Genomic DNA, 13826 nt, shown 5'->3' with positions numbered 1-13826 from the left:
TAACACAATTTAGATGTAACGCTAATTTAAATGACGCAAGATTATCATATGGAGCCACATCATGGCCTACTTAAAGGGACTTAACCGAAATAATGAGCATGGACGCTCGCATAATACTGTAAAAGTACATGAGGATTTGAACCAAGACTCATCTGATACCTTAGGGCTCTATAATCCAGCGTTTTGGTACAGCGGCGGCTTTATCATTGTCTTTGTGCTGATGGCAATTTTTGCCGAAGAGCGCCTAGCAGAAATAGTCAATATAGGTTTTGTCTGGTCGGCTAAAGTCTTTGGGCCGTTTTGGCAAATCTTATTGTTAGCTACTTTTGTGATTGCTTTAGCAGTTGGGGCAGGCCGCACAGGACGGGTCATTTTAGGTAATCTGCCTAAGCCTGAAATGGATAGCTTTAAATGGATGGCGATTCTATTTTGTACACTGCTTGCGGGCGGCGGTGTCTTTTGGGCGGCCGCTGAACCTATTGCGCATTTTGTATCGGCACCGCCTCTTTACGGCGAATTTGCTGATATCCAACAACGCGCTATTAATGCACTTTCGCAATCCTTTATGCACTGGGGTTTTTTGGCGTGGTCGATTGTCGGTAGCTTGACCGCCATTGTGGTGATGCATCTGCATTATGACAAAGGCTTGCCGCTCAAACCTCGTACGCTTTTGTATCCTATGTTTGGCGAGCGCGTACTCACGGGTCAAACGGGCGCGATTATCGATGCTTGCTGTATCACATTATGATGGGCGTCACAGCTTTGCAGTCTTTTATTGTCATTACCGCGGTGCCGGTATCTTTCATTCTCCTACCGTCGTTATGGAATGGTCCCAAAATTGCGCAACAAATGGCGCGCGACCAAGACCTTTATCGTCCTAACCGTGTTGAGACGGCTCATAAAATTGCGGAAGAAAAACTTGCTACTCAAGAGATTGTGAAAAAAATCGATTGAATGCATCATTAATAAAGCGCATAACTTATTTGCACATTAAAGTCATAAATAATAGTGAGTCTTTAAAATTGCCCGATAAGTGATGAGCTTGAGATATATTTAAGGTGATAGTTATATGGAACATACTTTGCCAAACAGCGAAATGCTGAAAAATGCCAAGCTAGACGCGGTCAGCTTTCGTACCCCCGATGTGGTGATGCACTCTGAAAGACTGGGCGCGATGCACCAAACGCGTATCAGTTTTGTGCGTACGCTATTGCGTAAAATCGATCAAGAAAATTGGACACTCAGTAAGCATCTTTGGGATTTAGATGATGACGGCTACGGACAAGTGATTTATCGTTTGCAAACGCCGGAGCATATTTATCATTTGGTGGTATTTTGCAATCAAATCGCTGATGAAGAGCGTAATGACCGCGTGATTGCGCAAAAGTGGGATGTGACCTTTGCTTTGGTTTACGGCGAAATCGGCGATGAGCTATTAGCAAATCTAAAAGTTAATGTGCCACTACAAGAAGCCGGTCGCAACTCAAACATGGTCATGGTACTGGCTCGTGCTAATAAAAGCGTGCGCGTCTTTGATCATGTTGTCAGCGCACTTGCCGATGGCAAACAGCCTGATTTAGAAGTACTAGCCAAAGTCGGTTATATCTTGCGCACCACCGCGGTTTATGGCAATGGTAAGTTTGGTATTTACGATTTCAAACCTCTAGATCATAGTGAAGATTTTAACCAATCTTTTCGCGCGCAGATGTGTGCGGTGTATCTTATCCGAGAATTTAGTCTTGATTGGGTGGATTATTTGGCGAAGAAAAGAGGTGGTAATAAGGCTGTCAGCCTACATCCAGAGATTAAACGCTACTTAGGTATCGGTAATGCCACCGGTCTTGGTATGGCGCCTTATTTGATCAATCATCCTTGTGTGGTGGATCAATGGTTAAGTACGCGTGAAGCGGCATTGCAAGCGGTATTGGTTTGCGATATCGACTTTGAAGCCGATGATAATCAAATAGCGCAATTTTCAACCTTGATGAGTCGCGCCATTCAGCATTTTTCAGAAGTCGTTACCATCAATGAGCCACAAATTATGCTTAACCATACGATTGTGACGGAGCTAACCCAATTACAAAGCAAGCTGACATCTGAGCTGAAAAAATGTAACACGTGGGCGGATTTTTTACAGCGCAACGATCATCTCAGTTTTGAGAGCCAAGAGGTTATTATCTCTTGTATGATGGAGCTATATCCTGAGCGTGTGGATGGATTTGCCGGCCAAGTAAATGCTGATGAAACCATGTCATTGCCTAGTGGTAAAGTGGTTCAAGACTTAATTGAAGTATTGGAAGCGCGTTATCAGTGGGCGATTAGTATTGATTTTTCTGCCGAAGAGAATGTCTATTGGTTTTGGTATCGCTCTGAAGATAAAGAAGAGCCGAGAATGGGCGTGCGCGGCCAAGAGCATGGCGATGATAAAGAATTTTTGTTAGATATCGGCCGCCAAGCGAATACCCTGTATTTAGCACTAAAACAAGCTAATTCTCAGCAGCTATTGTCTGAATTCATTTTAACCCAGCCAAAATACCGCACCATCGCCCGACGCGTCTGGACGTTGGGTCATAAAAAGATGGGTGACATTCAGATTAATGTCTTGCAAAAAACCGCACTACCGATGCATTTATTGCGCTGTAAATTGTCCATGTTTGGGGCCACCAAGTTTGATCCGAGATCCGATCGTTGGGTACGCGTGACCCTGTTCCAAGGCGCGCCATTATTCGATGAAGTAGATAGCGATGAATGGCTATTTCCTCTTGTACCAAAAATACATGACTTATCAACTTTACCATTAGCCGCCCAATAAGGAGTATCAAGACATTATTGTATCGCACAATGAAATCGTGACCATGGTCAATAAAGCTTTTTTAGGGTTGCAGCGTGAAGTAGGCGAGGCAGATCTGATCGCCTCTATGGTGGCTGAGCTACAGATGGCGGGGCTTAATGGTGTTTTGCATTTTAATAATGCCAGTCCGTTTATTTTATCTGAGCGCGATATGCCTATCGATATTGTGCATCAAGCAGAGGGTGAGGTTGTTTTAGATTTGTATGGTAGCAGTCTGGTTTGTCATCTGCCTGCCGTGATGGACTATGCGCTTGAAAAAATGGGCGATCGCGAGCATTTTAAAATCTATCTAAAAAACTGTCATAACCGCTGGCTAGCCTACAGCGAGCTTGCAAAACTGGCCTCAAAAGGGTTTGCATGTCTCGCTAAATGGGATAATGGTAGCGCTCCTAAGCATACGGTATTCACTTTAGATAAAAGGTTTGTTTATCCTGATTTGTATTTTTTTAATGAGGCGCAGGACAACTACAATACCAATGATATGGTGATTGAATTATCGACGGCTAACTTTGATATTGAGCAGGATATTCAGCATTTTGATCGTAAGATTTCGACGGATGAATTGTTTGAAACCCATCAGCGCGCTTGGAAAGAAGGCATTTATGTCGATGATGAGCAGTGGGCGACGCTCAAAAAAGCGCGGCGGCAATATTGGTCGAAGATAATGAGACGTCAAATAAAGGGGCTGGGGGTGTATAAGAGATAAAGTCCAGTCTATATAAATAATCGCTGCTTATTCTATTAATGGAGGATAAGCAGTGACGCAGTCCTCAATCCTTTCTCTATATCCTATGCAAGATCTCATCGCTTTTCTTATCAAGAGCACTGTTATAGCCGCTGCTTTAAATATTGTTATTTGCAGATTGTTTTTAGGGCGTGTCTTCAATTCAATCGATGGACATCTAAATGGGCTAAAAATGGCTAAATTTTGCCAAACTTCATCAAATAGCTAGGTAATATCCCGATATTAACGGCGCTATTTTCCTTGTTTGACTGCAATTTATCTCATTTTTATCACCATTTTTAAAATGAAGACACGCCCTAGTACTGCCCTTTTGTTTTTTCTTAAAAATTGTCAAATAAATTATCTGTGAAAATTTCAAAGTGGGAGAATGACAATATTGTAATCTTAACGTCACCTGTTAGTCAGAAGGATTCATGTATCATGCATGTATGATGATAGTGTCGTGATATCGGGTCAAACGCTTAACGTATTGCTCCAAATTTAAAAATGAAAGACAGCTCTTTTTGATTATAAATATCACATGCGACATTAAACAATAAATGACGAGAGGGTATGTATGAAACCTGATAACCATAACTTAACTTTTAAGCAGCATAAATTGTTTGGTGCGCTTATCCTACTGACAGTGACATCGTCGTTATTTGCTTGTAACGACACCAATACCACTGCTGCAACCACAGCGCCTGTAGAGACGGCAACAGACAGCCAGAATTCAAAAGTCCAAACGTCTAAAACTGAGTCGACGAGCTCTAGCAGTAACAGTGATGCGCTGAGAAACGTCTCTGCGACGGTTTATAAAGATGCCAATTGTGGCTGCTGTAAGGAGTGGATTAGCCATGCCGAACATCACGGTATGACTGCGGCGGGACAAGATGTCGCCGACTTAGCAGTTTTTAAAGAACGCTATGGTGTCCCGAGCAATATGCGCTCTTGTCACACGGCGGTCACGAGCGACGGTTATGTATTCGAAGGTCATGTGCCTGCCAAGTATATAGCCCAGTTTTTAGCCAATCCGCCAAGCGAGGCTATTGGTCTTGCCGTACCCGGTATGCCAATGGGTAGCCCCGGGATGGAGTACCAAAATAAATTTTCACCTTATCAAGTGATGCAAATCAACAAAGACGGTAGCACAGCGGTATATGCTGAGGTTGATAGCGCCAATGCCCAGTTATAGCTGAAAAGGATGATTTTTACTGTCCATCGCTAACTTATTAATAATAAGGAAATTATGTAAAGAGAAAGTATTTACATCAGAAAATTCTTATACCACCTGAGAAAAGATAGGATTAAACCATTATAGATCTCTATTTATGAGGCCTATAATGGCTTTTTTGAATAAGTATGAGAGCGTGGCAAACTCTTGACTAGAAAAGATAGGCATAAACTGTTTTTAATACAAGTAACGGCGCTTAAGAAAGATGTATAACTAAGTATATATAAAGGCCTTGAAGAGGGGTTAATTGAGAAAATTTTTTTGTCTATTTATTAATATTATTACTCATGCCGGCCAGCATCAGTTGTTTGCTGGACGATTTGTTCGACTTGCATAAAATCTGTATGCCGCACATCTTTGCCGCTGGTGTAAAAAATGACCAGTTCAGCAATGTTTTTAGCGTGATCGCCCACCCGTTCTAAGGCGCGTAATACCCAAAGTATGTTAATCACTTTGGACACATGGCGGCTGTCTTCCATAATATAGGTCATCAAGGCTCGAGTGGCAGATTGGTACTCTTCATTAACCACTGTATCACTTTGCAATACCGAAAACGCTTGCTGAGGATTCATATGCGAAAAGGCGTCAATCGCATCAAGCAGCATCAGGCGCACCTGATTGGATAAATGCTGAACCTCTGAATAGCCTCTTGGAGATGCACCATTTTTAATCAATTTGCAGGCCATACGGGCAATTTTTTCTGCTTCGTCACCGACACGCTCAAAATCAACAATGCCTTTACTAAGCGCCATGACTAAACGCAAATCATTGGCAGCTGGTTGGCGTTTGGCGACCAACAAAATGATTTGCTCATCGATTTTAATCTCTAGCTGATTGATCAGATGATCATCTTCAATCACTTTTTTCGCGGTCGCCTCATCTGCAGCTATCAAGGCGCGTGTCGCAACCATGACTTGCTCTGCTGCCATGTGACCCATTTGCATAAACAGCTCAATCACGTCATGTAAGTCATTATCAAAACTCTTTGATAAATGCTTTGCCGTTATCGCCATGCTTGCTTCCTTAATCGTATTGGTGTTGCTCATAAAAATATTGCCAAAATGAGTAGCGTGATAAATGACTGCTAGAAATGATTGCTTTAAGCGAACAGCGACTTAGCCATAACGACCGGTAATATAATCTTCAGTCGCTTTTTGTGCTGGGTTGGTGAATATTTGATCTGTTTCCCCCATTTCTACCATGTCCCCCAAATACATATAAGCGGTGTAGTCGGAGACGCGCGCGGCCTGCTGCATATTGTGGGTGACGATAGCAATGGTATAGTCGTTTTTTAAATCGGTAATCAAATCTTCAATCGCGCCAGTGGATATAGGGTCAAGCGCGGACGTTGGCTCATCTAATAGCAAGACTTCAGGTTTCGTTGCTACTCCGCGGGCAATACAAAGTCGCTGCTGTTGACCGCCAGATAATGACAATCCTGACGCTTTGAGTTTATCTTTGACTTCCAGCCATAACGCCGCCTTTTTGAGTGCCCACTCGACACGTTCATCCATCTCTGCTTTGCTGAGCTTTTCATAGAGACGGACGCCAAATGCGACGTTGTCATAAATGGACATCGGGAAGGGTGTAGGTTTTTGAAAAACCATACCGACACGCGCACGCAGCAAATTAACATCGGTATCTTTTGCCAAAATATTTTGGCCATCAAGGGTAATTTGACCTTCAGCATGCATACTCGGATACAAGTCATACATACGGTTAAAGGTACGTAGCAGCGTTGATTTACCGCAGCCTGAGGGACCAATAAAAGCGGTGACCTTTTTTTCTGGAATATCGATATTGATGTTTTTTAATGCTTGAAAATCGCCATAATAAAAGTCTAAATCGCGAATGGTAATCTTGGCAGGCGGCATATTGTCGGGCATGTCCGCCATGGTTTGCTTGATAAGATGGGCAATATCTGGCTGTTTATGCTGACCATTGTTAAACATAGCGTCATCCAGTAAACGGCGTTTGCTGCTGGTATCTGTCATCGGCTTAGTCGCTTTTCTCTCTAATAAATCAGTCATAATGGTATCCATCTGTTTTAAAGTTTTATTAAATGGGGGTGTTTTTTTACTATTAGCTGTGCTTCTGTTAGCCTTGAATTATCTGCTATGGTCTTTGCCACCGATAAAGCGCGCCGCAATATTTAAGAATAATACTGTCGCGGTAATGAGTAGCGCCGCCGCCCAAGCCAGTGCATGCCAGTTATCATAAGGGCTCATCGCAAACTGATAAATCGTGTTGGGTAAGTTGGCCATTGGCTCACTCATATCGGTACTAAAGTATTGGTTGTTTAGCGCGGTAAATAGCAAGGGCGCGGTTTCACCGGTAATACGCGCAAAAGCGAGCAGCACACCGGTAGTCAGACCGGCTTTGGCAGCCTTCAGGGTCACGGTACTGACCAGCTTCCATTTTGGCGTACCCAATGCATAAGCCGCTTCGCGTAGTGTATTAGGTACAAGGTTTAGCATGTTTTCCGTCGTACGCACGACAATAGGAATCACAATTAGCGCCAACGCTAATGCACCAGCCCAACCCGAAAAGCTCTGTCCTTTGACCATCAAGGCATAAATAAACAAACCAATCACAATGGATGGGGCAGACAATAAAATATCATTTAAAAATCGGGTGACTTTACCCAACATACTGCCCTGTGAAAATTCTGCTAAATAAATGCCCGCCATCATGCCGATTGGCGCACCAATCGCTAAGCCCGAAAAAGCCAACATTGCTGAGCCAACAATGGCATTACGTAGACCACCTTCGCCCATCGGTGGCGGGGTATCTGCCATAAAGACAGGCATCTCGATTAAACCTTGCATGCCTTCAACAAACAACGTCATCAAAATCCAAATCAGCCAAACCAAACCAAATACAAGCGCTGATAAAGCAAAACCAAGTCCCAGTCTATTGATAAAACGGCGCTTGTTATAAAGCCGCTTGTTGTATCGATCTTCAAAGCGTACAGAAGACTGGTTTGGTTCGGCAGTTTGAGTGGTGACTGGTGCGAAAGTCATGAAGTGTTTGTCCTTCTTAGGTCAAATAATGGCTGCAAATAACGTGTCTTAGTTCGTTTTGGCTTGTTTTTTTGGCTATTTAGAATAGTGTGTTCAATTGCCTGCTTTTTGGTCAATACGCATGAGCATGAGTTTAGATATTGATAAAACGATAAAGGTAATGACAAACAGGATTAACCCTAAATGTAATAATGACGCGAGATGCAGCTCACTTGACGCTTCGGCAAACTCGTTGGCCAGCGCTGAGGTAATGGTCACCCCAGATGTGAATAGACTTGGGCTAATATTAAAGGCATTACCAATTAAAAAGGTCACGGCCATCGTCTCGCCAAGCGCTCGACCCAGTCCCAAAATCACGCCACCAACCACACCTGCTTTGGTATAAGGTAAGATGATTTTAAACATCACCTCCCACGTGGTTGCGCCCATGCCGTACGCGGACTCTTTTAGCAGGTCTGGCACCACAGAGAAAACATCGCGCATGGTGGCAGCGATAAAGGGAATAATCATAATTGCCAGTATTAACGAGGCGGTAAACATACCCAGTCCCATCGGCGCACCGGCAAAAACTTTACCAATAATAGGTAGGGGGCCAATATTTTCAATAAACCAAGGTTGAATATGATCACCAAAAAACGGTGCAAAGACAAACAAGCCCCACATGCCATAGATGATAGAAGGAATGCCTGCCAGCAGCTCGATAGCAATACCCAATGGCTTTTTCAAAAAATTGGGACAAAGTTCCGTTAAAAAGATAGCAATCCCAAAGCTGACTGGTACGGCAATACAGATAGCGATGAGTGAAGTGACCACCGTACCGTAAATGGGTGCAAGCGCACCGTATTGATCGTTCACCGTATCCCAGTTATTACTGGTATAAAATCCCAAACCGAACTCAGTGATACTTGGCCATGCACCGACAATCAATGACAGCATGATGCCGCCAAGCGACAAGAGCACCAAGATTGCAAATGCTTTAGTGGCATTAACAAAAACCGCGTCAAAGCGTTTTTGTTTTGCCAGTTGGGATTTTAGGTCTGCCATAAAAGCCTCTGTTGTTTATCGCTCTAACTTTTCATTATGTTAATGATTAACTGTGTTAACGCTTGCTAGTGTGAAAGCTTGATTGTAAAAAACCTTAGGGGTTTTAGCTTTAGCGTCTTACCGTAATAAACTGTATCATCTAACGACCGAATCTTAAGTTCACTACGGCTAAGACGTCACCAAGCAAACACGCTTTTCAGTATTTGCTTGATGGCATTAGTTAGCTTATTCTCGACTGGCTTCTTCTCGAATTAATAAGCTTCGAATTAAAAAGCTTCGAGCTACTGTGCTGAGGTATAGACAGGCTTACCTTCGCTGTCTACCACCTCGTTCCATTTCGCCTTAAATAAAGCCACGGCCGTATCTGAAAAAGGCACATAATCAAGACTCATCGCGTCATCATCGCCTTGAGCATAAGCCCAGTCAAAGAAGTTAAGGACACCTGCCACTTGTTTGGCATCTTGCGGTTGTTTATGGACTAAGATAAAGGTCGCAGCAGCGATAGGCCATGCTTGATCGGTCTCAGAGTTGGTGATGACTTTATAAAAGCCTTCTTGCTTTGACCAATCGATGTCACCAGCGGCGGCGAATGTCTGCGCAGATGGTTGCACGACGTTGCCAGCGGCATTTTTTAGAGCAACGTGTGCCATGCTGTTTTGCTTAGCATAAGCGTATTCAACGTAGCCGATAGAGTTTTTCATACGCGTCACATAGCTTGACACGCCTTCGTTACCTTTACCGCCAGCACCGGTTGCCGAGGTTGGCCATTTCACGGTTTTATCGACGCCAACGCTGTCTTTCCAATCGTTTGACACTTTGGCTAAATAATCGGTAAAGTTAAAAGTTGTGCCCGAACCGTCTGAGCGGAACACTGTGGTAATGGCGGCGTCAGGAAGGCTTAAGTCAGGATTCATAGCTTTGATGGCAGGGTCATTCCAGTTGCTGATTTTACCAAGATAGATGTCAGCGAGCATTTTTCCATCGAGCTTCAATTGACCAGGCGCAACGCCATCGATATTGACGATAGGTACCACGCCGCCGATAACGGTCGGGAATTGAATCAGACCGGCTTCCTCTAATTCCGCTGGCGTCATCGGCGCATCGGACGCGCCAAAATCCACCGTTTTTGCGACGATTTGTTTGATACCGCCCGATGAACCAATCGACTGATAGTTCACTTGACCGCCTGTTGCTTTATTGTAGGCATCTGACCATTTAGCATAGATAGGCTGCGGGAAAGAGGCGCCAGCGCCGGTGATATTCATCGACACATTGTCTGTTGATTGGACGTCTGTCGACTGAACGTTTGCGGTGTCGGTAGGCGCGGTGGTTGATTGCGCCGAAGTAGCGGGCTCATTGCTTTCATTACTATTGGGGGGTTGATTACAAGCAGCTAAGGTAAAGGTACTCGCGACTGCTAAAGCCATTAATGAATAACGCATTGTTTCTCCTAGAAAGTAATCAGATTTAAGTATGGGGCGTTTATGAATAACAATGTCGCTGCCCAGGTTTTTAGTAATGTATTGCTAACGATGTTTGGTTAGCAAGGTTTTGCTACAAAGACGCTCGGTAGTCAATGAGCACATTGTGCCGAGCAAATATGACAGTTTGATGAAATAAGACATTTTTATGAAAAAAGTTGGTCAATTAAAAACGCAGCCCAATAAAGCAGTCGTTTAAGGGGATTGCGGCTGCTATCTAGCGCAAAATTCGTTATGATGAGCCGTTGGTTTTTTTTGGGGCGTAAGGGTTTAAGGCTAAGCGTTCAAAGCACAGCGCTTAAAGTATAGGGCTGAAAGTACAGTGTTTGAGCTGCAATGTTTAAGGCGCAGCATTTAACGTATCGAGTCACTGTGTCATCAAACTGTCATAATTAAGCCGTTTAATGGGCAGACGTTGATAAGGGCTTAGTATTTTTGTTTTCCAATTTTTTGTCTTTCAATAATGAGGCGATGGTATGCGCAATGAGCAGATTTTGATTGTCGAAGATGAACCTGCAATTCGTGAGATGGTGGTAATGACGCTAGAGATGGCGGGCTTTGAGAGTTTACAAGCGGCTGACGTCGCAGAAGCGCATCAACAAGTGGTGGATCATAGACCCGCGTTGATTTTGCTAGATTGGATGTTACCGGGTGATAAAAGTGGTATTGATTTTTGCCGTATGCTTAAAAATGATGAGATGTTGGCTGAGATACCCGTGATTATGCTGACGGCCAAAAGTGAGGAAGATAGTAAGGTTCATGGGCTTGATGCGGGCGCTGATGACTATATGACCAAACCCTTTTCAACGCGTGAATTAATCTCCAGAATCAAAGCCGTATTACGCCGTAGTCGTGCGCTTAGTAGCGATAAGCCAATTGAAATAGGCAAGCTTAGCCTCGATCCTAAAAGCCAGCGTATCACCGCTGATAATAAAGTCATTGATATCGGACCGACAGAATATCGCTTGCTGGCGTTTTTTATGAGTCATCCCGAGCGTGCTTATACGCGCACCCAGCTGCTAGATCAGGTCTGGGGCGGCAATGTCTATATCGAAGATCGTACGATTGATGTGCACATCCGGCGTTTACGCAAATTACTACAGCCTTATGGTTGCAGTGCCTTGATTCAAACGGTTCGCGGTACCGGTTATCGGTTTTCGAGTCTGGTTGAATAACGCTATCGATTTTGAAAAATAGCCCATTATTTACAAGGCAGCTTACGAGGCAGGAAACCAGCGTTAAGAACATTCAGTGCCCAGAGGCATAAATATTTAGAATATTGAGTACTGAGAAGCATAAGTACTGAGAATATTTGGTGCTAAGAATAGTCAGTGCTAATAATAAGTGCTAAGCATCATACTGGTAATAAAAAAGAGAGAAACACATGATAACGCCAAGGGATATTGAGCAACAGGACATCGAGCAATACTCCACCGATCAGCTGAAAAAAATCAGAAGTGCCTTACGCGCACTGCGAGATGCGGTTATTTTGCTAAACGACGATGATGGTTTGGAGTGGTGGAATCAGGCCGCCGAGGATTTGTTATTGTTGCAGTCAGCGGATCATGGCAAAAGTATTTTTGACTTTATTAACGTCCCTGAGTTTCGGCAATACTATCAGAGCATGGTGACACCCAATGATGGTGTACATATGAAGTCATGGCAAGATCCTAACCGTTATCTTAAATGTGAGCTCACGCCTTTTGGCGATGAAAAGCTGCTGATTATTTATGATGTGACCCGCTTACAACACTTAGAGCAAATGCGCCGCGACTTTGTGGCAAATGTCTCGCATGAGTTACGAACGCCATTGACTGTACTGATGGGCTATCTGGAAAATTTCTCAGATCAGGAAGACATGCCGCGGCAATGGCGACGCGGCTTTGAATTAATGACGCAGCAGACCGCGCGCATGAATAGAGTGGTCAATGACTTGCTGCTGCTGTCTCGGATTGAAATCGAAGAGACACATGAGCTGCATTATATTGATATGACCAAGCTGCTCACGCATGTCTATGATGATGCGCAGGCTTACAACCAAGGATATGGCCATACGCTGCATTTACAGATAGATACCTATGATGGTCTTTACGGCTCGGAGATGTATTTGAACAGTGCGTTATCCAATTTGGTGATTAATGCGATTAAATACACGCCAAAAGCAGGTAATATCGTCATCAGCTGGGCAAAGACTGCAGAAGGCTGTCGGTTTGCCGTCAGTGATGATGGTATTGGTATTGCGCCACAACATGTCGCACGGTTGACCGAGCGTTTTTATCGAGTGGATAGCGGGCGCAGTCGTGCGACAGGTGGTACGGGGCTGGGGCTGGCGATTGTAAAGCATGTGTTATATCAATATGACACGACTTTGCAAATTGAATCGTCAGAAGGCAAAGGCTCGACATTTAGCGCCGTTTTCCCCGCCGCTCATATTCGTTCAGCTGTTATAGATTGAGTTTCTTACCTTTTAGCTTTTAGCCTTTAGGTTTATTATCGTTTACCTTCCTCGGTCAATTCAACATAGCGATTATGATAATTTAACAATACCTTTTAGGATGTGTATAGAATTCAAATGAGTGGCAACCAGATAAAGACACAAGCAAGCATTACCGCTGCTGCATAGCTATCTTTGAGCTTATGATATCGCGTGGCAATGCCCCTAAAATGTTTCAACCTAGCAAAAGCGTTTTCTACCAAGTGACGGCAACGATACAAATACCAGTCTAGTGTGTCATTGTTGCTGTTTTTAGAGTTCGACTTAACGGGTATGACTGATACCACCATGAACGCCAGATATTTGCTCAGGACGCAAGTTCTCTTTAAGCTTGTCTGTCACCCATGCCCAGAGGTCAGCCACAATAGTTGTGGCGTTGTTAGCCCGTCTGTCACAAGCCTTGTTATTAGCATACTTTGCTCGGTAACCTCGTAGGCTTTTATTACGCCTAAGCTCTCTTGATATGGTACTGGGACTTCTGTTTAACGCCCTCGCTATAAAATTAATACTATGTTTTGCCCCTTTAAGGGCATAAATCTGGTATCGTTCACCTAGGCTTAGATGTGTATAGCTCATGGTTGCAATCTCACTTTGGTCGGTGGATAAAAACTTTGATGCTAGCGCATCTAGGTCTTTTTTTCACCTTGCATTTGGTATTGCACTTCATGTGTTAATCTAAGTGATTATTTTCATGAGCTTTTGCCATTTACCGGTTTTACGTCAATAACGGTATTGATGATATATGCGAGACCAATGACCGAAATAAGAAGGTAAGTCTCGCCATGGACAGCCTACTCTTATGCGGTACAGCATGCCTTCAACGGTACGTCTTAGATTGGGCTTGTTATATACGTTAATTTGTCGCAATATAATAAATAGCTTGTGCCAAAGTTCATCGTTGAGCTTGGTGCGAGTCATAAGTGATGCCTTATTTCTTTGTTGTGGTAAACAGTAGAGTAAGGCGTTGCTTATGTT

12 protein-coding genes and 1 pseudogene are annotated in these 13826 nt (G+C 43.7%); 7 read left to right on the top strand and 6 right to left on the bottom strand.

What is annotated here, in order from left to right; translation table 11 throughout:
* Positions 1-61 precede the first annotated feature (61 nt).
* The 5 genes from RAH45_RS07225 (at position 62) to RAH45_RS07205 (ending at position 4770) form a co-directional block, all read left to right on the top strand.
* Positions 62-748, top strand: coding sequence for a BCCT family transporter (locus tag RAH45_RS07225; protein WP_265090567.1), 687 nt, complete (start codon positions 62-64; stop codon positions 746-748).
* A 14-nt stretch (positions 749-762) separates the two neighbouring features.
* A complete protein-coding gene (locus tag RAH45_RS07220; protein ID WP_227678310.1) occupies positions 763-954 on the top strand; it encodes a hypothetical protein in 192 nt (63 codons plus the stop codon).
* 115 nt (positions 955-1069) lie between these two features.
* Complete coding sequence (locus RAH45_RS07215) at positions 1070-2812, top strand: hypothetical protein (protein ID WP_198328287.1); 1743 nt, start codon at positions 1070-1072, stop codon at positions 2810-2812.
* 43 nt (positions 2813-2855) lie between these two features.
* Positions 2856-3557, top strand: a complete 702-nt coding sequence (locus RAH45_RS07210) for a DUF3726 domain-containing protein (protein ID WP_265090568.1) — start codon at positions 2856-2858, stop codon at positions 3555-3557.
* A 595-nt stretch (positions 3558-4152) separates the two neighbouring features.
* Positions 4153-4770, top strand: coding sequence for a DUF411 domain-containing protein (locus tag RAH45_RS07205; RefSeq protein WP_068408350.1), 618 nt, complete (start codon positions 4153-4155; stop codon positions 4768-4770).
* Between the two features lie 320 nt (positions 4771-5090).
* Here RAH45_RS07205 and phoU read toward each other — a convergent pair whose 3' ends face one another.
* The 5 genes from phoU to pstS form a co-directional block, all read right to left on the bottom strand.
* Positions 5091-5822 (bottom strand): phosphate signaling complex protein PhoU, encoded by a 732-nt coding sequence (gene phoU, locus RAH45_RS07200; RefSeq protein WP_198329171.1) that lies wholly within the window; start codon positions 5820-5822, stop codon positions 5091-5093.
* Between the two features lie 102 nt (positions 5823-5924).
* Positions 5925-6704 (bottom strand): phosphate ABC transporter ATP-binding protein PstB, encoded by a 780-nt coding sequence (gene pstB / locus RAH45_RS07195; RefSeq protein ID WP_198329172.1) that lies wholly within the window; start codon positions 6702-6704, stop codon positions 5925-5927.
* A gap of 213 nt (positions 6705-6917) precedes the next feature.
* On the bottom strand, positions 6918-7832 hold the full coding sequence (gene pstA, locus RAH45_RS07190; RefSeq protein WP_068408344.1) for a phosphate ABC transporter permease PstA: 915 nt from the start codon (positions 7830-7832) through the stop codon (positions 6918-6920).
* 93 nt (positions 7833-7925) lie between these two features.
* Positions 7926-8876, bottom strand: a complete 951-nt coding sequence (gene pstC, locus RAH45_RS07185; RefSeq protein WP_068408342.1) for a phosphate ABC transporter permease subunit PstC — start codon at positions 8874-8876, stop codon at positions 7926-7928.
* Positions 8877-9157: 281 nt separating this feature from the next.
* Complete coding sequence (gene pstS / locus RAH45_RS07180) at positions 9158-10318, bottom strand: phosphate ABC transporter substrate-binding protein PstS (protein WP_198329169.1); 1161 nt, start codon at positions 10316-10318, stop codon at positions 9158-9160.
* 515 nt (positions 10319-10833) lie between these two features.
* On the opposite strand from pstS, the gene phoB reads away from it, so the two are divergent.
* Positions 10834-11532, top strand: a complete 699-nt coding sequence (phoB, locus tag RAH45_RS07175) for a phosphate regulon transcriptional regulator PhoB (RefSeq protein WP_102076460.1) — start codon at positions 10834-10836, stop codon at positions 11530-11532.
* 209 nt (positions 11533-11741) lie between these two features.
* A complete protein-coding gene (gene phoR / locus RAH45_RS07170) occupies positions 11742-12812 on the top strand; it encodes a phosphate regulon sensor histidine kinase PhoR (protein ID WP_102076459.1) in 1071 nt (356 codons plus the stop codon).
* Between the two features lie 113 nt (positions 12813-12925).
* Here phoR and RAH45_RS13770 read toward each other — a convergent pair.
* Positions 12926-13769: pseudogene (locus RAH45_RS13770) on the bottom strand (helix-turn-helix domain-containing protein).
* Positions 13770-13826: the final 57 nt, after the last annotated feature.

Origin of the sequence: Psychrobacter sp. van23A, from assembly GCF_030845275.1 — a bacterium.
Taxonomy (GTDB): domain Bacteria; phylum Pseudomonadota; class Gammaproteobacteria; order Pseudomonadales; family Moraxellaceae; genus Psychrobacter; species Psychrobacter faecalis.
Note: the sequence above shows the minus strand (reverse complement) of the source record. Positions and strands in the feature narration are given on the sequence as shown.

Excerpts from the sequence above, each read along its gene's own strand:
- RAH45_RS07225 (WP_265090567.1), top strand. The coding sequence starts at position 62 with ATGGCCTACTTAAAGGGACTTAACCGAAATAATGAGCATGGACGCTCG.
- RAH45_RS07215 (WP_198328287.1), top strand. The coding sequence starts at position 1,070 with ATGGAACATACTTTGCCAAACAGCGAAATGCTGAAAAATGCCAAGCTA.
- RAH45_RS07210 (WP_265090568.1), top strand. The coding sequence starts at position 2,856 with ATGGTCAATAAAGCTTTTTTAGGGTTGCAGCGTGAAGTAGGCGAGGCA.
- RAH45_RS07205 (WP_068408350.1), top strand. The coding sequence starts at position 4,153 with ATGAAACCTGATAACCATAACTTAACTTTTAAGCAGCATAAATTGTTT.
- phoU (WP_198329171.1), bottom strand. The coding sequence starts at position 5,822 with ATGGCGATAACGGCAAAGCATTTATCAAAGAGTTTTGATAATGACTTA.
- pstB (WP_198329172.1), bottom strand. The coding sequence starts at position 6,704 with ATGGCGGACATGCCCGACAATATGCCGCCTGCCAAGATTACCATTCGC.
- pstA (WP_068408344.1), bottom strand. The coding sequence starts at position 7,832 with ATGACTTTCGCACCAGTCACCACTCAAACTGCCGAACCAAACCAGTCT.
- pstC (WP_068408342.1), bottom strand. The coding sequence starts at position 8,876 with ATGGCAGACCTAAAATCCCAACTGGCAAAACAAAAACGCTTTGACGCG.
- pstS (WP_198329169.1), bottom strand. The coding sequence starts at position 10,318 with ATGCGTTATTCATTAATGGCTTTAGCAGTCGCGAGTACCTTTACCTTA.
- phoB (WP_102076460.1), top strand. The coding sequence starts at position 10,834 with ATGCGCAATGAGCAGATTTTGATTGTCGAAGATGAACCTGCAATTCGT.
- phoR (WP_102076459.1), top strand. The coding sequence starts at position 11,742 with ATGATAACGCCAAGGGATATTGAGCAACAGGACATCGAGCAATACTCC.